Consider the following 17,518-nt stretch of genomic DNA (forward strand, 5'->3'; position numbering starts at 1 on the left):
AGCGATCGTGGCTGGTTCAGACCGCCGACGCGTCCAAGACGTCCTTCAGCTGTCCCGCGCCCGGTGACGTGCGGATGGCCCTGTACAGCGCGAGTGCGCGGGTACGGGTCAGGCCCGTCCGGTAGGCCGCTGGCAGTTCCCCGAATGCTTGTGCGGCGACGCGTGCGGCCTCCTCGGGCTCCCCGTCGTGGGCCAAGCACGAGGCTCGGTCGATGGAGATCAGTGCGCGGGTCATCAGGCTCGGACTGCGGGACAACTCCAGCGCGCGGGCCTGCGTGGCGTAGGCGCGCTTCGTCTCGCCGAGGATGGTCAACGCCTGGCTGAGATGGACGTGGTGTTTCTGCTCGGGGTAGCCGAACCAGGTGTCGGCGGCTTGCTGCGGGGTGAGGTGGTCCATCAGGTGTTCGGCCTCGGACACGGCCGTCAGCGCGGCGACACGGTTGCCACGGGCGGCATAGGCGCGGGCTGCGACAGCGCACGCGAGTGCAGCCGCGGCTGACGGATGGCCGCCCGCCAGATGGCGGGACTTATCGGCAAGGTCAGCTGCGGCAGCGGGGGCGCCGAAGTTGAGCGGGACCATGGCCTCACGGGCCAAAGCCCAGGCGTGGAGGCCGGTATCGCCAGACTCGCCGGCGGCGCGCCGAGCCGTGTGGAACCAGGCGTGTGCCTCGCGGTGGTCGCCGAGATCATGCAGGACGATGGCCGTCATGCCCGCCATCTGCGCCGTCACATGGCACATGCGCGTCCGCGACTTGATGGTCTGGGAGGACGTGAACAGCGGTTTCATGTCGTCGAAGTCGAGAACCAGGTCGGCCAGAACCTTGCTAGGAGCCTTGCCGTTGTAGCCGTAGCCGTACCGTTCGGCTGTGGACTCCCAATACGACAGGTCCGCGGTGGGTTGGTCGGTCAGAGCTGAATCGAGATCCTGACGGGCAGCGGTGAGCGCGGCGGCGCCGGCGCCGGTAAGACCGGCGGCGAGGGCGCCGCGCAGAAGGTTGCGGCGCTTCATCCGATCGTCTCCATCGTCGTGCTCCATGCGGGCAGGGGAGGCACTGTTGCGGCTCTCCCAGGGTCGCGCAGCTAAGCCCAAGTGTCGCCCGGGAATGCGAAGTCCGTCTGCAATCCGTTCGATTGCGGCGAGCGTGGTGACCGCTCCCTCTCCCCGGGCGAGCTTTCCAACCCGTTCCGCCTTGAGCCCACACGCTTCGGAAATCTTGTTGTAACTGATGTCTGCCGCCTCGTGGGCGAGAGCAAACACCGCCCCGAAATCGCGGCGTTGAAGAGCCTGGCCTAACCGTGGATCGGCCAGCAGAGCACGCGGCAATGCTGCCGGTGACAGCGGGTACTCCATCCCACCCCCGAGATGATGACGTTTCGTCACGGCCCGTTTCCCGCACGGAGCGTACTCCCACCCCCCACGGTGTGTACCCCTCATGGGGGCCCCAGCACGGGATTACGACGCCCCTGCCACGGGGCGTTCACTGGGCCTACCACCGCGGCGGGCCTGACTCCCGGTCTCCTGGCGGAGAGCTGGATTGGCCGCGGTGGGACAGCGGGGCTGTTCCCGTCCAGTTGCCCGTTCCCGGCGGGAACAGCCCCCACATCCGCCTGATGGAGAGGACCGTCGTCGTGTCCACTGCACAGAACCCGCGGCGTGTGACCGCGAACAGCGTGCGTAGCTGCACACTGATGGAGGCCGGATTCCGCGCGAATTTGGCCGTAACGGGTCCGGTGACGCCGGAGGCCCGTGCCTTCTACGCCCGGCACGGCGACCCGTGCCGCTGGACCGCGCACGTGTTCAAGACGTATTTCGAGCTGGGCGGCGACTCGTGCCGGGGATGACCCTCAACGTGTACCGGGTGGCGCCCGAGACGATGGCCCGCACGAAGGTCGGATCCGTCGTCGTGCTGGCGCCCTTGGCCCGGGCGAAGCCGCCGCCCATGAGCGCGGCCTTCCCGCCGTGCCGGTGCCGCCGGTGCCGGCCACGTCCCAGCCGATACGGCAGGGGGGCGGCTCGATGACCCGCCGCAGGCGACGGTACGGCCGGCTGGCACTGCCGGCATCGGCGAGGAGGCGGCGCCGGTTACACATGCCGGCCATCGATCCCGTAGAGGCGGTATGGCACGTCCTCCAGGTCTTGACCGTTCTGACGCTCGGCACCGCCATCGGGTCCGATCTGGCCCGGCCGGCGCCGGCCTCGGCGGTGGCTTCGGATGCTGAGCCACCGGCAGCCGACCACGGGCTCGGGACCCGAACCCACTGAACCCCCGCTTCGGTACCGGTGATCATCAGGCCGCGGGCGAAGACCCCCGACGTTCGCGGTGAACCGTACCGGTACCGAAGCGGGTTCCAGAGCGGGCCCAGGGGATGAACGCCCCCGCCCCTGGGCCGGTACCACCACTGGGGCTGTTGCTCCACGGAGATCACCGAGAGGAGGAACCAGATGACACAGGTCGAGCGGACACCCGACCAGGTGCGCGTGGACGACGACGCACCCGCCGTGATCGTCCTCGACAACGCGGCCACCCTGACGCAGGGCGGCCAGGGCACCAGCACTGAGGACAAGCGGTACCAGTACGGCTGATGAACCCGGCGGCGGCCTTCCCTGAGGGGAGGGCCGCCGCTCCGTTGCAGCAATCAGCGAACGGAAGGTGGGGAATGAACTGGTTCGGAGGATGCGCGCCCGGCGGGCGGTCCCTTGTTCCTGCTGGCGTGCGGTTCATCTGGGACGATCCGCCCCTGTGGACCGTGGGGGCCGGGTCTCGCCGTTTCGTGCGCACGCTCGCCGACAGCGGCGGCCGGCTTGCTGTGTTCGGGCCGTGCTCGGCGACCGAAGGCGATCTCGCCCGCGCTCTGGCGAGTCCGGACCTGGCCGCCGTATTCGGGGGCGGCTGGGCGGGAGCGCACACCATCGTCCGTGCCGGCAGCGACGGTGTGCTCGAAGTGGTCAGCGATGCTGCTGGGGGCTCCCCGGTGTACATGGCGCGCGTGCCCGGCGGCGTGGTGTGGGGGTCCAGTTCGCGGGCACTGGCCGGGTTGGCCGGCGGGCGGGTGGATACCGATTGGCTGGCTGCATACCTATGCGACGTTCAGGGGGAAATGCGGGGGCACAGCGCGTGGGCCGGCGTTGATCTCGTCCCGGCTGGCCACCAACTCATCATGCACAGTGGGGAAGTCGCGAGGGTTTCACCGTGGTGGACGAGGAAGCGACGGCCCTACGGTGAGGCCGTAGCGTCACTACGCGATGCCCTGGTCGAAGGAGTACGGGCTCGCGCCGCCGGGGCGCCGGTCTCGTCGGATGTCGCGGGGCTCGACTCCAGCACGCTTGCCGTCCTGGCTGCGCTCGAAGGCCCGGTGATGGGGATGACCGTGCACCCGGCTGGAGCCGCGGAAGGCGGCGATGTCGCCTACGCCCGGGCTCTCGCCCAGGAGCTGTCGGCGATGCGGCATGTGTTGTTCCCGCTGGACGAGCGGCACCTTCCCCTGAGTGAGGCGGAGGCGGAGTTGCCAGCAACGGACGAGCCCGCGCCATCGTCGATCACCTGGGCGCGGTGTTCGGCGCAGCTGCGGGCGATCAGTCAGGCCGGCGCCGCCTGCCACCTGACCGGAGATGGCGGGGACACGCTGTTTCAGCCGCCGCCGACGCACCTGTCCGAGCTGGCCCGCGCCGGGCAATGGGGCCGCCTCGTTGCCGATGCGCAGGCGTGGGCCTTGCTTCGTCGGGTGAGCCCATGGGGCCTGGTGAGAGCAGCGGTGCGTCGCAACACGTTCGCGCTGGTCGGAGGCGGGGGCCAACGGCCGGCGTGGGTCACCGCGGCGGCACCGGATCGGCGAACCTTGCCCGCCGTGGAGAGCACGTCCAATTCGGCGCTGCTTGCCGAAGTGCGCTACGTGGCACGGTCAGCTCATACCGAGCAACAACTCGCCGACTCGCTCGGGGTCGAGCTGCACAACCCCTACCTCGATGGCCGGGTCGTCGATGCCGTCATGTCGGCGCCGCCGCGGGAGCGTTGTTCCGTCAGCCGGTACAAACCGCTGCTCGCCGATGCTGTCGGCCCGCTCCTGCCCCAAGCCGTTCGACACCGCCGGACCAAGGGGGTCTTCGTCGGCGAGTTTCACCGCGGCATGCGGATGAACTTACGTCGTGTACTTGATCTCGCCGAGGGGCGGCTGGCCGGGCTCGGTCTTGTCACTCCTGGGCCGTTGCGAGCGGCTGTGCATGCTGCCGCTCTCGGCGCCGAGACGGCTTGGCCAGCGCTGCTGCCCACGCTGAATGCGGAGATGTGGCTCGCTGCCATCGACCGGGCACCCGTAGCCGGGTGGCACGAGAGGAGGCGCGGCTCCAGTGGCCGATAGCGATACCGTGATGGTGCTCACCGATCACTCGTGTGTGATCGTCAACTACCGAACTGGGCGTACTGAGTTACGACGTCTGACGGCACATGTAGGGGAAGCCGGCGTGGTAGTGCGGCACGGTGCAGCTGCCCCATCATGGGGGACCGTGGAAGTCCCGGCGGTGCTTCCCACGCCTGGGCCCGTGCCCACGCGGTGGTGGCTCGCCGCCATGCCGGTACTGATCGCGACCGTAGCCGTTCGGGTGATCGGCCCCAAACAGGGGCGATTCCGCCGCCTGGTTCGGCTTGGATGCTGCGGTAGTGGCCTTCCGCCCGCTACGAAGGTGCAAGCCGTGCATGCCGTTCGTGCCGTCCGCAGGGCATCGCGCCTCGTCCCTGCGCGGTGGGCCTGTCTGGAGCAGTCGGCCGCCGTCGCGCTGCTGCTGGCGAGTGCCGGACGCCGGGCAGAGTGGCGGCACGGATTCGCCGCGGACCCGGTACGGCTTCACGCATGGATAGCTGACCAGGAAGGACGACCGGTTGAGGAGCCGGCCGAGACGTCCCTCTACACCCCGATCTACACGCCCGACGGCCCCGGATCCCCCAGGGCCGCGAAGGAGGCACACCGTGAGTGACCCCCACATCGTTCTCCCCGGTGACCGGCTCGCCCTCGGCCTGCCGCGCCAGGACATGCTGCCCACGTACCACCGGTGGGAGAACAACCCTCGGACGATCCTCGGCTACGGCAACCAGATGCCGCAGAGCTGGGAAGCCCGCGCCGCCGGTTGGGACGGGCAGGCCCGCAACGGGCAACGCCCCGCGTTCGAGGTCATCCGACTTGAGGACAACGAACCGGTCGGGATGACGGTCCTGTACGTCGACCAGGCCGTCCGCAATGCGGAATACATCATGCTCATCGCCCCCGAGGCGCGGGGGAAGGGCTATGCAGCCGAAGCGACCCTCCTGACGCTCGACTGGGCGTTCCACATCAGCTCGCTGGACATGGTGTGGCTCAAGGTCCTTGAACCCAATCAGGCTGGCATCACGGCCTACGAGAAGGCCGGGTTCCGACCGGCCGGACGACTCCGGCGGTCGGGGTTCTGGCTCGGGCAGCGCGCCGACGAGCTGATCATGGATGCGCTGCCGGAGGACTTTCCTGGGCCTTCTGCCGTATCCGCTGCCGTCGGAGCTCGCACGTCCTCCTAAGGTCAGAGCGGGCTGGCCACAATGCGAAAAGGCGCCTCCGATCCGGCACATGGCCGGATCGGAGGCGCGCCGCTGCACCCGCTAGATCCACGGGTTGCGCTCGTAGCTGGGTTCCTCGTCGGGGAAGTCTTCGGGGAATACCTCGCTCACGATGTCGCCCTGCAGGACACGCAGAAGGTAGCTCTCCACAGGGCCTTCGTACAGGTCGTATTCGTCGCCCCGGCCGATCACTGTGAGGACGGCCCACCGGTCCGGATCCTCATTCGGGATCAAGAAGCACAGATCCGCGTTGTCCGTGCCTCCCCAACGAACAAGCTCGGACGGACTGGAGCCTCGCTCCATCAGCAGATCCCGGATCTCCGGACGCGTCTTTTCCATTGTGTCGCGTGCGGCCAGTGTCCGGTGGACCAGGTCCACGTTCTGATTCTCTGCTCCAGCGCGGTAGACACGCAAGAAGTCGTCGAACTTAGCGCCACCGAAGATGCCCACGAAACGCTTGAAGTGCTCAGGGAAAACCACACCGAGGCTCTTCTCCGCGTCGTCCCAATCGTTCAGGACCGGGCCTCCATCGCCATACGCGGGAAATGACGCCAAGAGATCCAGATCAGACATGCCCCACCTACTACTTGTTGATGATCGTCTGGTTGATGTTCAGCCCGGAGCCCGTCGCCTCGATGTGGATACCGGCAGGGATGAGATCACCCGGATGTGCGTAGACAGGGGTAGCAAAGTAATCCACAGGCCCCTTGTTCTTCACGGTGTCATAGATTTGCAGCTCTATGTCCTTCATGGCCTCGTTGTTGGCCTTGTCGTACATGATCGCAATGTTTGCTTCCGACCTGCCGTCGCCACCCAGGGACCGCGCTAGCAGGTGGCCGCGCGTGTGGTCCGCAGCTTCCCCTTCCCAGCCCGGTGGCTTCACCCGGCGGGAAGCTTTGGTACCGGTGTCGAGCATGTCTTGCGTGATCTTCGTTTCGACGCCGGTGGCCCGACCCATGCTGTCCAGTGGCTTGCAGTACGGGGGGATTGGCTTTTGAGGTGCCCGGCCTCCCCCTCCGCCGCCGCGCTCGACGCTGCGCATCAGGGGCTGGCCGGTCGGACCGACAGGCCCTTCACCGGCCATCGCCAGGCGCGGGCCGCCCAAGTTGGGCAGCTGTATCTGAAGGTTGGGCAGTGAGACGTTGAGGTGCCCCAAGCCGTCCAGCTTCATGTTGCCCAGGAGGTTCTTGACGCCGCCAGCGTCCACCACCGCCTTGACTCCGCGGGCGGCTCCGCCTGCGGCGCCGCCCATGAGCATGCCGGACACACCGGCGTCCTTGATCTCGGCGACGTTGATCCCGTGTTGGTCCCCGAGCAGGTTCCGACCGCCCTGGGCGACGACCACGTCCACCGTGATCGACCCGATGCTGCCGATGGCAGCCGTCGCCAGCACCGTGCCGGCGATCTCGGCGACGGTTGCCGAGACGGCCACGCCTGCCGTACTGGCAGCGGCGACGATCGCCTCGGTGGCACCCGCGGCGGCCACCTCACTGATACCGCCGGTGAAGATGGCCAGCGCCGTGCCGGCCACCAGCACCGCCCCGGCGATCTCCAGCTCGTGCTCGATCTTCTTCTTCGCCTCGGCGATCTGGTCGGCGAACTTGTCCAGCGCCTTGGCCATGTCCCGCGCGGCGGTGGCGACGTCGTCAAGGTAGCCCTTGCCACCGCCGTGGTACTTCTTCCAGAACGCGCCGAACGCCTCGATGCCGGCGCCCTTGTTGTTGTCGATGACGTCCTGGGCCTTTTTGTGGCAGGCGGCCGTGCAGTCCTCTACATCGTCGGCGAAGGCGCGCCAGGCGCGGGCGGCTTCCCGGAGTTCGTCCTCGTCGCCCTCCGGCCACCACATGCCCGTGAGGTCTTGGACGATCTCCTTGGCTTTGTCGGCAGCGCTCATCACGCACCGCCCTTAAAGCCGGACTTGGCCGACCGGTCCGCCTCCTCATGGTTGGCCGCCATGTCGTTCATGGCCTTGGTGATGCTGGACAGGCCCTTGACCAGGGCCGTGGTCGCTTTCTCGATCTCCGACCGATGTGGGGCGTAGACGTGCTCGAACTTCTTGCCCTGCTCGTCACTGCCCCACGGTTCCCCCAGCCCGCCGAGCGCATGCCGGAGCTTGGCCGCCGCCCTCTCCAGGGCAACAGACTCCCGGTGGAACGTCGGAGCGGCGGACTTGAGTTGGTCAGTGTCTATGTCAAAGCCGTCGCCAGCCATGCCTTGCCTCCCCCTTGGCCCTCGCCTCGTAACCGTCGCGAGCCGGTGCGCTACTCCCGGCTCCAGGTGGCGACGATCGCATACAGCACTGACAACAGCCCTGGTGGGAGCGCAATCCAGCCACAGAGAAGCGCTGCCCGAGGGGCTAACCCCGGACACGACTGCGGCCCCCCACCGGCCGGAAGCCGGTAGGGGGTCATTCACCGATGGCTTGATTCGATCACCTTTGAATGTCGTCACGGAGCTGGATCTTGTGCGTGGGTGTGACACGTTGGTGGGCACCAAGGCCCAGCCAGACGGAAGCAAGGGCGACGCCGGCACCGATCACGGCTTCGTTGACCGCGATGTCGGCCAGAGCCGGCACGGCGGTCCCGAGGAGGGACAGCAGGGCGACGATGATCGAGCGGACCATCACTGGGTTGTTGCGGAGGGTCTCGCGCACGTGGGCTCCATGGGTGTGGTTAGGGAAGGGCGCGGAGGAGTTCGGCCGCTGCTGTGCCGAGGGCGGTGAGTAGGGCCAGGGGCAGGGCGTACTTCCAGCGCTCCAGCGCTCGGAGGCGGTCTTCGTGGTCGGTGAGGGTGCCGCGGACGCTTTCGGAGTTCTGGACGACGGAGCGCACGTCTTCGCGGAGGCCGACGACCTCGTCGTAGATCTCGCGGGCGCCGATCGTCACGCCGAGGGGGTCGCGGTTGCTCATCGCATCAGCCTCCGCCAGGTGATCGGCCCGACGTTGCCGTCGGCGTCGGTGCCGCGCCAGCCCTGGTCGCGCTGGAACGCCTTCACACCGGCGCGGGTGGTGTGGCCGTAGTAGGCAGACGCGCCGTAGGTGAGGTAGCGGCCGTAGCTGTGTCGGATGAGGGCATGGTCGACCTTCAGGACGGCCGGGCCGCGGGCGCCGTAGCGGACGGCCGCGCGGCCGGGGAACGGCGGTGTGGTCTGCGGCTTGGCGTGGATGCCTCCGCCGAGGAGGCGGCGGAGGGACGTGGGGCCGGGGATGCCGTCGGCGTCCGGGCCGCGGAAGCCGAGGGAGCGCTGCCAGGCGGCGTAGGCGCGGGTGTCCGCGTCGGTCCAGGTGGGGCCGGGGCCTATGCGGTAGTAGCCGCCGAAGCCGTGGGCGACGAGGGCCTGGCCGACGGTCGTGATGTGGCTCCCATGTCCGCCGGGGCCGTAGGTCTTGCCGCCGATCTGGCTGTTCTGTGGGCGGTGAGGCTTGGTCGGTGGGCGGGGCTTGGCCGGGTTGGCCGGCTTCGCACTCTCGTGATCGTTGCGGTCGGGGACGGTGATCCGGTCGCCGGGGTGAATGACGTTCGGGTTCCGGATCTGGGGGTTGGCGGTGAGGAGCGCTCCGAGCGAGACCCCCGCGGCTGCGGCGATAGCCCCCAGGGTCTGCCCGGCCTTCACCGTCCAGGTGGGGCCGGAGGGCCGGGCGTGGTTGCCGCCGGTTCCCGGTGCGGCCTGGAAGAGGCTGGCCGGGTCGATGGCGCCGGGGTCCCAGTGGTCGTTGCCGGGAACGTGGCAGTGGCCGTAGTGGCCACCCTCGGCGTGCCAGACGGTGCGGTCCCGGTTGGTTGCGGCATACGCGGTACGTGCCGGGCCGCCCATGGGGAAGGTGTCGGGGACGCCCCAGGAGCGGATGGCGGACATCAGCGACCGGAAGTTCGGGCCGGGGCGCCAGTAGTCGGTGAACGGTCGGGAGGCGCGGGCCAGGACCTCGATCTGAATGCACACGCGGCCGGTGCGGTTGGTGCGGCTGGACCCGTCGTTGCGCAGGGCACGGGCCGACTCGTCCAGCGGTCCGAACTGGCCGAGGCGGTCGGTGGTCGGGTCGTAGAGGATGTGCGGCTGGGCGGCGATCTGGGTCAAGTACTGGGCGACGCTATCGAATGCCTGGTCGCCGGCACTGCTCTCGGTGGTGTGCCACACCACGCGTCCGGGGCGTCCGGGCGAGTCCATGGCTCCGCCGATGGAGCCGCTGCCCAGGCGTTCGACGCCGGGTATCCAGGTCGTGCCCATGGGTGCTGTCCTCCATGTCTCTTCCGTGCCAGCCGGATTCCTGGCGTCAGGACGGCAGGCGTGAAGATGGCCCCGAGGTACTCCTCGGGGCCGGGTGCGTGTAGGTCGTGCGGTGGTCAGTCCGCGTCGGGTGGCTGGTAGCGCAGGCTGTATTCGAGGGTGGCGAGACGGCCGTCGATGCGGCTCACTCGGCTTGAGAGTGCGGGGACTTGGGGATCCGGGGTGGTGGGCCGGAATTGGGAGCGGCCCTCGACGATGCGTAGGCGGCGTTCGATGGCGGCCAGGCGGTCGAGGAGGTCTGCGGGGAGGCGAGCCATGGCAACTCCCGTGTGTCTAGGCAGGGTTGAGATAGAGGCGGGCGGTTTCCGGGGTGGTGCGGTCCGGTGGTGTGACGGCCATGCCGACGAGCCGGTAGCGCATGGAGGCGCCGTCGGGATGCCAGGCGTCGTGGATCCGCAGCCGGATGGTGGCGCCGAGCATCGCGGGGGTGATCGGCGTGGCGTCGAGTTGGACGGTGATCTCCGGGATGGGGTCGGTGTTCCAGGCGTCGGCGAGGTCGTGGCGGGCGTGTTCGTCGAGGGTGGCGGTCTGCTCGACGGTCAGGTGATCGCTGGATCCGTCCAGCCGCGGCCAACCGTCCTCGATGGCCGTGAGCAGGGGCGGGGGCTGGGAGATCAGGGGGTAGGTCGTCTCGTCGCCCTTGGGGGTGGGGGTGGCGCCGCGGCTGGTCCAGTGGGTGGCCTTACCGGTGGCGTCCTCGGGCAGCTTGTGCTGGAGCACGGGGCCGGGGTGGTCCAGGACGATCTCGGTGTAGGCGGAGCGGATGCGTGGGTAGCCGAGGAGCAGTTCGCGGACGCGGCGCCCCGTCTCGTCGCGTCGGCCGCGGGCGCGCCACTCGAAGCCGTTCTCGACGCGGGAGAGCTGGTCGAGGAGGTCGAGGTAGCGCGGGAGGTCGTGCCATTCGTAGGTGCGGTCGCGGAGTACGCCACTGACGGCGTCACCGATGGCCACCAGGCCGATGTCGGCGCCGGGCCCTTCCTGCACTCTGTCCAGGAGGGCACGGGCGATGGCGAGTTGATCGGTCTGCACGAACGGCGGGATCGGGGAGTCGAGTTCCCGGCGCGCCAAGTAGGAGTCGAAGGTCGCGGCCTGGAGGGCCAGGGTCATGGGCTCGTTGCGGGAGGCCGACGTCGGGATGCGTTGCCAGACGATGCCGCCCCACCAGATTTCACGGTCACGCTCAACCCACACGGCGGTGCGTGCGGGGATGGTGGCCGATCGGGCGCGGGCGGCGGCGTGGGGGTCGGGGAGCGCGATCTGGGCCGAGAGCTGGCCGGTCTTGCCGATCCAGTCGTCGAGTTCGAGCTGGGTGGCGGGGAGCACGTCCAGGAGCTGGTCGGTCACCAGGTCGGTGAAGATGAGGCGGTACGCGACGGTCACCGGCCGACCTCCCGTCACTGGTGGGGCTGGTGATCAGGTGGCCGGGTAGGAGACGCCGTCGAAGGAGACCCACTTGGGCAACTCGTCGGTGGCCGGCGTATTGGGATTGCCGGACATGCAGTACAGCTCTCCGTTGGCCTTGATCTCCAGGCGGCAGGTCTCGTACTGCGCGATGCGGTTCCGGGCCGCGGCGAAGGTGAAGATGCCGCCCCCGTAAGGGCGCAGCCCCTCGGGTATGCGGGCGATCAGCTGGTCGGGCCAGATCCATTCAGCCAAGCCGGGCCGCTTCTCTGCCCGGCCCCTCAGATAGACGACGCCCCCGATGCGGCGGATGTGGCAAGGGGCGTAGCTGACGTTCTGGACGGCTCCGCCGAATGACAAGGGCTGCCAGCCAGTGTCCTCCAGGGGACTGCCCCAGCTCTGGCCGTTGAAGCGTTCCAGGGCTCGGCCGTTGTCCCGGTACTGCCCGGCGTAGCGGCCGGCCGCCGTGCCCGCGGGGACGATGCCGCCGACGGCCACGGTGGGGAGACGTCGATCGCGTAGGGCGCTGCCCCAGTCGATGCCCCCGCTGCCCGCCGACGCCCCGGCCGGAACCGCGATCTCGTACAACGGGATCGCGCACGGCGGGACTTCGGGAGGCTTGGGGCGGGGGTCGGGGATGCCCTGGAGGATTTCGACCGTGGCTTCGGTCCGGCCGCTGGAGTCGTAGGGGTCGTCGTAGACGCGCAGGGCGACCAGGTCGACGCGGGGGTTGGTGGCGTCGCCGTTCTCGACGGTCAGGTGGACCGGGCTGTCGACGAGCACCGGGTAGGCGCCCTGTTCAAGGGTTCCTTGTACGACGGCCCGCCCGCCGAGGATGCGGCAGGTCATAGGGCCGGTGCGGTACAGGCGCAGCCCGCCGATCACGGCCTCGTCGCCGCCGGCGCCGGGGAGGACTCCGGGGTCGGTCTGCCACTCGCCGACGGGCGTCATCGTCCCGAGCGGCACGCGGCGGGTGTCCTCGCGAGTCTGCCCTCCGGCGCTGTCGCCTCGGGTGGTGAGCCATGCGGCGCGTACCGCCATCGTGTTCTCTCCTCGGGGTGGGTGGTTACCAGTAGGCGTCGCGCCAGGTCACGTTCACGGTGCCGGTGGTGTTGGCGAGGGACTGGTCGCGGAGGGCGAGGGTGTTCTCGCCCGGGGCCAGGACGAAGGTGCGTTCGGGGCTGCTGTCGGCCGTGGCCGTGTGGAGGCGGGAGGCGCCCGGGCCGAGCTGGACCGTGCCGGCGACGGAGTCCACGGTCAGGGGCTCGCCGGCGGCGAGCGTCAGGTCGTAGGCGAGGGAGCGGCCGGTCTGCTGGTGCGTGAGGACCGGGCGATCGAGCGGGCCGGTGAAGGTGATGTGGGGGTGGACCGGGGCGGTGCCCGCGTTCACGGCGGTGATGCGTCCGGTGGATCCTGGCTGCCCCCACTCCAGGCCGGTGTCCGCTCCGCTCCCCCAGTCCAGTTCGCCGATCTTGCCGAACATCGGGCGTTCCCAGGCCAGCCCCGGCTCGCGTTGGGGTACGAGCGTCCACAGGCTGTGGGCAGTGATGCCGTAGCGCCGCGGATCGGTCGCCTCGAATTGCAGGGCGGCGGTGGCCTGGGTGATGCCACTGGCGGCGTAGAAGCGGTCCACGGGAAGGTTTCGCCGGATGCACCGGGCGAAAGCCACCAGGGGGCCGCGCTCGTCGAGATCGACGACGAGTTCGGCCTCGGTGTCCCGCACGGCCGTGGCCGCGTTCAGCTCCGCCACGGCCGCGCCGATCTCGCCGCGGGCCCGGATCGATATCCCCTCGACGGTGATGGTGCGGGGCTGGGCCAGCAGACGGCCGGGCCAGGCTCCGTGGGCGTCCGGCTGGAGGGTGTCGGCGGCGTCCAGGGCTGGGAGGTCTTCCCAGCCAGTGAGGGTCTGCCAGCCGAACCGGGAGTGATCGAGGACCAGGCCGCGGAAGGTGATGAGGGGCTTGGGCACGGTGTCACCTCACCTCCCCAATCGGGTGCGCAGCTTCCAGTCGAGTTCGGCGGCCACCTGGGAGGCGGAAGCGCTCCCGGCCTGGTAGTAGTGCTCGACGTGCAGCGCCGGCCCCTGCGGGCCGGCCGGCGCGGCGGTGATCGCCCCGGCGATGGCCGTCACCATCTGGTCCAGCACCCGGGCGGGCAACGCCGGCGCCGGGGCGGCCTGGCGCACGGTGGGCGTCCACGCCACCTGCCCGCCGAAACGGGCGACCACGTCCTCGGTGATCTTCTTCGAGCGGGCCCGCTTGGCCGGGCCGAGCGGTATGTACGCCTCGCCGCCGGTTTCCGGTTCACTCCAGACCCGGTAGGCGCCGGCGTGCGCGATCTGTGCGCTGTGGGCTTCCGCTCGGCGCGGGGCGCGCACGCCCCGGATGCCGCCGTCGGCGTACGCCTCGACGATGCCGCCCGCGGAGAACCCCAGGAGTTCCTTGGCCTTGCCGACCACGTCCGCGACGATGCTGATCGTCTTGGTCGGCATGACGAAGCTGGTGATCGCGCGGATGGCCGACCAGGCGGCGGAGTTGTCGCCGTCGATGTGCTGGGTCTTGCGGTCGCGTTCCAGCTGGTTGCCGCCGGCCTGGGCGGTCAGACGCGCTTGGCGGGCGCCGGACTCGTCGCCGGACAGGTGCTGGGTGAAGACCGCGTTGTTCAGCTGGGCGCCGCCGCGGTAGGCGGACTGGCGTGCCGAGGAGGCGCCGCTGCCGTCTCCGCGTAGGTGTTGCGTCGGGTTCTGGGCTTCGAGTTCCTGGCCCTTGCGGATGGCATCGGCCTGCTTGCGCAGGGCGCCCGAGGCATCGCCGTTGAACTTCTGGATCTTGTCGCCGAGGGTCAGGCCGTTGACTTCCGCGTGCTTGGCCTTCGCATCGGACGCGTCCCCCTTGAGCTTCTGGACCTTGTCGGCCAGTTCGGCGCCGTTGAGTTTCCGGAGCGCTTCCCAGGCTTCCGCGGTCTGGGCCGTGATCTTGACCGTGCCGTCGGGCAGCCGTTCCACCTTGAAGCCGAGCTGGGTGAGCAGGCCCTCGGCGTCCTTGGTGAGGGCCTGGACCGTGATGACCTTGCGGTCCTTCTGCTGGTCGAGCAGCTGCTTGATCCCGGCGAGTTCGCGGGTGACCGTGCCGGCGCCGGCCAGGGTGAGGACGGACTTCACATCGGCGGGGATGAGGCCGAGCTGGTTGACCAGCTGTTCGGCCTTGTTCCTGCTGATGCCGTAGTCACGGGCCATCTGGAGGGCGGCGTCGCGGTTGTCCTTCATCGCGGCCTCGGCGGCCTTGAGTCCGGAGGTGTACTTCGTGCCGTTGTACTCGCCCGATTCGTAGGCCGCCTGCGCCTGGGCGAGCGCGGCCTCCTTCAGCCGGTCCAGGCTGGTCTTCAGGCCGTCGGCCGCCTTGTGCGAGACATCGAGGGCGCCCTTGCTGTCCAGCAGGGCGTTGCCCCATACGGCCGTGTCCTTGGCGGCCTGCTTGACGGCCTCCTGGTGTTCGCGCACGGCCCGGCGGTGAGAGTCGGTGGCCTGCTGGGCGTCCTGCTGCTTGCCCTGAAGGATGTCCAGAGCCTGCTTGAGCGCGCTGGTCTTGTCCGCGGCGCTGGCCGAGGAGTCGCCGAGCTTCTTGAGCGCGTCGGTCAGGGTGGAGGTGTACGGGGTGGCCTCGGACAGGGCCTTGCGGTACTCCTCGGCGCCGTCGCGTCCCTCGGTGAACTTGCCGCGCAGCACCCCGAGTTCGTCGAGGAGCCGCTGTGCGGACTTCGCCGCCGCGGTCTGGACGACCTGGGTGTTGTACTGCGTGGTGTTATAGCTGGTGCCTTCCTTCACCACGTCCTGGAGGCGGACCTTGAGGTCGTTGTAGGCGGGGCCGTTGGTCATCACCGCGTCGTACAGACGGCGGTGCGCGATGCCGAGGTCATCGGCGACCCGCAGCATGTTCTTGCCGGTGTCGCCGACCTTGGTCTGCTGCATCTCCTGGATGACCAAGGACTTGACGTTGCTGGAGATGGCGCCGTTGGACTCCAGGAGCGCGTCCTTGAAGCGGGCCACGCTCTCGGCGTGCTCGGCGGCCTTCTCCTTCGCCTTGGCGTTGGCGTCCGCCCACAGTCCGGCGGCCAGGGTGGCCCCGGTGAGTGCGACGCCCATCGGGCCGCCGAGGAGCCCAACGAGTCCGGCGCCGGCGGCGCGCAGACCCACGGTCGCGGCGGCGGCCGTCCCTGCGGTGCGCCCGAACCGGTTCGCTCCCACAGCGGAGTTGATGAACGCGGACTGCATCTGGGCGATGATCGGAACGCGTTGTCCGATCGCGCCGACGGCCTGCCCGAATCGGCCCAGCTGGATCGTCCCCGCGGCGGTGGAGGTGGTCATGGTCTGTGAGGCTCGGGCGGCGTCCCGGAACTGTCCCGGGATGGCCGCGATCGAGCTGCCCATGGACTGGATGCGGTTGCGCATGAGCACGATGCCGGCGGATGCGGCTACGGAGGCCATGATCGGGCCGGGCAGGGAGGCGAAGGCGGACGCAGCGCTGCCGACGGTCGACACGACCGGCATCAGCGCCGGCTCGACGGTGTGGAACGCGTCGCCGACCAGGCCGGCGAAACCGGTCACAGCCTCCTTGGCCTTGTTGAAGGCAGCGGGGATGAGCGGGATGGCCTTGTTGACCAGGTTCCCTACGGCCCGCGTGCCCTTCTCCAGCGGCGGGGCGATGCTCTCGTAGATCGCGGTTCCGGCAGCGGTGAGCTGGGACTGTAGGCCGGCCATCGCGCCGCCCAGCCCCTTGGTCTTGGCCCGGGCCAGCTCCAGCGCAGAGCCCTGTTCGCGGATCTTGGCGGCGTTCTTGTCCCAGACACCCAGGCCCTGCTCGGCAATGGCCACCCAGCCCGTGTAGGCCTCCATGCCGAAGGTGGCCTGGGTGGCGGCGATGAACTCCTTGTCCGAGAGGTTCTTCTTCGCCTTGGTGAGCGTTTCGGTGACGTGCCGGAGGCCCTTGAAGCGGCCCTCCTGGTCGAAGGCGACCAGGCTCAGCTTCTTCATCGCCTGGTGCATCTGCCGGGTGGGCTTGGCCAGCCGGGACAGGGAGCCGCGCAGCTGGGTACCGGCCATCTCCCCCTTGACGCCCGCGTTGCCCATACCGGCGATCGCGGTCGCCACGTCCTCCAGCGAGATCTTCAGGGCCTTGGCCGGCGGGCCCGCGTACTTCATCGAGTTGTAGACGTCGACCAGGGAGATCGAGGAGGCGTTGGCCGCGTTGGTGAGCGTGTCGGTAACGCGCGCCGTCTCCTTCGCCGACAGCCCGAACTGCTGCATCATGTCCGAGGCCATCATCGCGGCGTCGCCGATCTCGACCTCGGCCGCGGTCGCCAGGACGATGGTGTCCCGGGCCGAGGCCATCGAATCCCTTGCTGTGAAGCCGGACTTCGACAGCTCCAGCATCGCCTGGGCGGCGTCCGCCGCGGTCGACTTGGGCAGGTCCATGTCGTTGCCCAGAGCCTTGGCGGTCGTGCGCATCTGCTGCAACTCGTCGCGGGTGGCCCCCGTGATCACGCCCCAGCTCTCCACCGTGGTGTTGAACTGGTTCCCCTGCTCGATGACTGTGGCCAAGCCGAGGCCGGTGCCCATGAGCGCAGCGAAGCCGGCCATCGGCGCCATTGCGCTGGTGATGCCGCCGCGCAGGGAGCCCAGCGCGCCGGTGCCGGTAGTGCCGAGGGCACTGAGGGAGCGCTCGGAAGTCGCCGCCCCCTGCGCGACCTGGTTCAGGCCGCCGCGGGCCCGGCGGGCATGACCCTCCATGCCCCGCACACCCGCGCCGGCGAAGCGGGCGGCGTCGGCCAGAGCCCGGGTGCGGGCCGCGGCCTGGGCCATACCTGCCGCGTAGTCGGCGGTGTTGGCGCGGACGAGGACGGTTATGGAGCGCTCCGCCATGGGGCGTTCTTCCTTCCCTTACGCGCCCTCGGGAAGGCGGTGAACGACGACCTTGACTCCGGCCGTGTCGCTCAACTTGCCGAGTTCTTCCGCGCGTTTCTCTTTGGCCTTGCAGCCGTGGCAGCGCACCACGGCGGTTTCGTAGCCGCCGTCGTCGGTCAGGCACTCGGCCAGCGGCTGGCCGCATCCGGCGCATGTGGTGTCCTGGATGCGTTGCCACTCGATGGCCAAGGCGGTGTCTTCTTCGGTCCACGCCGGCTCACCCGGTGCGACGTCGCGCCCCATGAACACCGAATACGGGATGCCGCGGGGCGCGCAGTACGCCATCTGTGCCCG

The 17,518-nt window shown here is 69.4% G+C and carries 18 protein-coding genes; 5 read left to right on the forward strand and 13 right to left on the reverse strand.

Annotated elements, in window-relative coordinates; genetic code table 11:
- Positions 1 to 16 precede the first annotated feature (16 nt).
- Positions 17 to 1,351 carry an NsdA family TPR-like regulatory protein gene (locus SNOUR_RS19875; RefSeq protein WP_067349018.1) on the reverse strand — a complete coding sequence of 445 codons (1,335 nt, stop codon included), beginning with the start codon at positions 1,349 to 1,351 and terminating at the stop codon, positions 17 to 19.
- Between the two features lie 278 nt (positions 1,352 to 1,629).
- Between SNOUR_RS19875 and SNOUR_RS46245 the strand changes: the two genes are divergently transcribed.
- The 5 genes from SNOUR_RS46245 to SNOUR_RS19885 all read left to right on the forward strand — a co-directional run bounded on the left by SNOUR_RS46245 (position 1,630) and on the right by SNOUR_RS19885 (position 5,540).
- Positions 1,630 to 1,842, forward strand: a complete 213-nt coding sequence (locus SNOUR_RS46245) for a hypothetical protein (protein WP_159425881.1) — start codon at positions 1,630 to 1,632, stop codon at positions 1,840 to 1,842.
- 601 nt (positions 1,843 to 2,443) lie between these two features.
- Positions 2,444 to 2,584, forward strand: coding sequence for a hypothetical protein (locus SNOUR_RS47200; protein ID WP_167739059.1), 141 nt, complete (start codon positions 2,444 to 2,446; stop codon positions 2,582 to 2,584).
- Between the two features lie 74 nt (positions 2,585 to 2,658).
- Complete coding sequence (locus SNOUR_RS19880; RefSeq protein ID WP_099055710.1) at positions 2,659 to 4,356, forward strand: albusnodin/ikarugamycin family macrolactam cyclase; 1,698 nt, start codon at positions 2,659 to 2,661, stop codon at positions 4,354 to 4,356.
- Positions 4,357 to 4,366: 10 nt separating this feature from the next.
- Positions 4,367 to 4,969 (forward strand): lasso peptide biosynthesis B2 protein, encoded by a 603-nt coding sequence (locus SNOUR_RS43150; protein ID WP_079143484.1) that lies wholly within the window; start codon positions 4,367 to 4,369, stop codon positions 4,967 to 4,969.
- Positions 4,962 to 5,540, forward strand: coding sequence for a GNAT family N-acetyltransferase (locus tag SNOUR_RS19885; RefSeq protein ID WP_067349023.1), 579 nt, complete (start codon positions 4,962 to 4,964; stop codon positions 5,538 to 5,540). Before SNOUR_RS43150 ends, SNOUR_RS19885 begins: the two co-directional genes overlap by 8 nt.
- Before the next feature lie 81 nt (positions 5,541 to 5,621).
- On the opposite strand, the gene SNOUR_RS19890 is transcribed toward SNOUR_RS19885, so the two are convergent.
- The 12 genes from SNOUR_RS19890 to SNOUR_RS19945 form a co-directional block, all read right to left on the reverse strand.
- A complete protein-coding gene (locus SNOUR_RS19890; protein WP_067349025.1) occupies positions 5,622 to 6,152 on the reverse strand; it encodes a hypothetical protein in 531 nt (176 codons plus the stop codon).
- Positions 6,153 to 6,162: 10 nt separating this feature from the next.
- Positions 6,163 to 7,473 (reverse strand): WXG100-like domain-containing protein, encoded by a 1,311-nt coding sequence (locus SNOUR_RS19895; protein WP_067349027.1) that lies wholly within the window; start codon positions 7,471 to 7,473, stop codon positions 6,163 to 6,165.
- The gene (locus SNOUR_RS19900; protein ID WP_067349030.1) at positions 7,473 to 7,790 is read right to left on the reverse strand and encodes a WXG100 family type VII secretion target; all 318 of its coding nucleotides are present in this window, start codon (positions 7,788 to 7,790) and stop codon (positions 7,473 to 7,475) included. Before SNOUR_RS19900 ends, SNOUR_RS19895 begins: the two co-directional genes overlap by 1 nt.
- A gap of 220 nt (positions 7,791 to 8,010) precedes the next feature.
- Entirely contained in the window at positions 8,011 to 8,232 is a 222-nt protein-coding gene (locus SNOUR_RS19905; RefSeq protein ID WP_067349032.1) for a hypothetical protein, read from the reverse strand.
- Positions 8,233 to 8,251: 19 nt separating this feature from the next.
- The gene (locus tag SNOUR_RS19910; RefSeq protein WP_067349035.1) at positions 8,252 to 8,488 is read right to left on the reverse strand and encodes a hypothetical protein; all 237 of its coding nucleotides are present in this window, start codon (positions 8,486 to 8,488) and stop codon (positions 8,252 to 8,254) included.
- On the reverse strand, positions 8,485 to 9,804 hold the full coding sequence (locus SNOUR_RS19915) for a peptidoglycan-binding protein (RefSeq protein ID WP_067349038.1): 1,320 nt from the start codon (positions 9,802 to 9,804) through the stop codon (positions 8,485 to 8,487). Before SNOUR_RS19915 ends, SNOUR_RS19910 begins: the two co-directional genes overlap by 4 nt.
- A gap of 116 nt (positions 9,805 to 9,920) precedes the next feature.
- Complete coding sequence (locus SNOUR_RS19920) at positions 9,921 to 10,121, reverse strand: hypothetical protein (protein ID WP_067349040.1); 201 nt, start codon at positions 10,119 to 10,121, stop codon at positions 9,921 to 9,923.
- A gap of 16 nt (positions 10,122 to 10,137) precedes the next feature.
- A complete protein-coding gene (locus SNOUR_RS19925; protein WP_079142788.1) occupies positions 10,138 to 11,244 on the reverse strand; it encodes a hypothetical protein in 1,107 nt (368 codons plus the stop codon).
- A gap of 33 nt (positions 11,245 to 11,277) precedes the next feature.
- Entirely contained in the window at positions 11,278 to 12,306 is a 1,029-nt protein-coding gene (locus SNOUR_RS19930) for a hypothetical protein (RefSeq protein ID WP_067349046.1), read from the reverse strand.
- A 25-nt stretch (positions 12,307 to 12,331) separates the two neighbouring features.
- On the reverse strand, positions 12,332 to 13,234 hold the full coding sequence (locus tag SNOUR_RS19935) for a phage distal tail protein (protein WP_067349048.1): 903 nt from the start codon (positions 13,232 to 13,234) through the stop codon (positions 12,332 to 12,334).
- Positions 13,235 to 13,243: 9 nt separating this feature from the next.
- Positions 13,244 to 17,182, reverse strand: a complete 3,939-nt coding sequence (locus tag SNOUR_RS19940; RefSeq protein WP_067349051.1) for a phage tail tape measure protein — start codon at positions 17,180 to 17,182, stop codon at positions 13,244 to 13,246.
- Positions 17,183 to 17,200: 18 nt separating this feature from the next.
- The gene (locus SNOUR_RS19945) at positions 17,201 to 17,467 is read right to left on the reverse strand and encodes a hypothetical protein (RefSeq protein ID WP_159425882.1); all 267 of its coding nucleotides are present in this window, start codon (positions 17,465 to 17,467) and stop codon (positions 17,201 to 17,203) included.
- Positions 17,468 to 17,518: the final 51 nt, after the last annotated feature.

Origin of the sequence: Streptomyces noursei ATCC 11455 (genome assembly GCF_001704275.1) — a bacterium.
GTDB classification, from domain to species: domain Bacteria; phylum Actinomycetota; class Actinomycetes; order Streptomycetales; family Streptomycetaceae; genus Streptomyces; species Streptomyces noursei.

Coding starts and splice junctions, on each gene's coding strand:
- SNOUR_RS19875 (WP_067349018.1), bottom strand. CDS start 1,351: ATGGAGTACCCGCTGTCACCGGCAGCATTGCCGCGTGCTCTGCTGGCC.
- SNOUR_RS47200 (WP_167739059.1), top strand. CDS start 2,444: ATGACACAGGTCGAGCGGACACCCGACCAGGTGCGCGTGGACGACGAC.
- SNOUR_RS19880 (WP_099055710.1), top strand. CDS start 2,659: ATGAACTGGTTCGGAGGATGCGCGCCCGGCGGGCGGTCCCTTGTTCCT.
- SNOUR_RS43150 (WP_079143484.1), top strand. CDS start 4,367: ATGGTGCTCACCGATCACTCGTGTGTGATCGTCAACTACCGAACTGGG.
- SNOUR_RS19890 (WP_067349025.1), bottom strand. CDS start 6,152: ATGTCTGATCTGGATCTCTTGGCGTCATTTCCCGCGTATGGCGATGGA.
- SNOUR_RS19895 (WP_067349027.1), bottom strand. CDS start 7,473: ATGAGCGCTGCCGACAAAGCCAAGGAGATCGTCCAAGACCTCACGGGC.
- SNOUR_RS19900 (WP_067349030.1), bottom strand. CDS start 7,790: ATGGCTGGCGACGGCTTTGACATAGACACTGACCAACTCAAGTCCGCC.
- SNOUR_RS19910 (WP_067349035.1), bottom strand. CDS start 8,488: ATGAGCAACCGCGACCCCCTCGGCGTGACGATCGGCGCCCGCGAGATC.
- SNOUR_RS19915 (WP_067349038.1), bottom strand. CDS start 9,804: ATGGGCACGACCTGGATACCCGGCGTCGAACGCCTGGGCAGCGGCTCC.
- SNOUR_RS19920 (WP_067349040.1), bottom strand. CDS start 10,121: ATGGCTCGCCTCCCCGCAGACCTCCTCGACCGCCTGGCCGCCATCGAA.
- SNOUR_RS19930 (WP_067349046.1), bottom strand. CDS start 12,306: ATGGCGGTACGCGCCGCATGGCTCACCACCCGAGGCGACAGCGCCGGA.
- SNOUR_RS19940 (WP_067349051.1), bottom strand. CDS start 17,182: ATGGCGGAGCGCTCCATAACCGTCCTCGTCCGCGCCAACACCGCCGAC.
- SNOUR_RS19945 (WP_159425882.1), bottom strand. CDS start 17,467: ATGGGGCGCGACGTCGCACCGGGTGAGCCGGCGTGGACCGAAGAAGAC.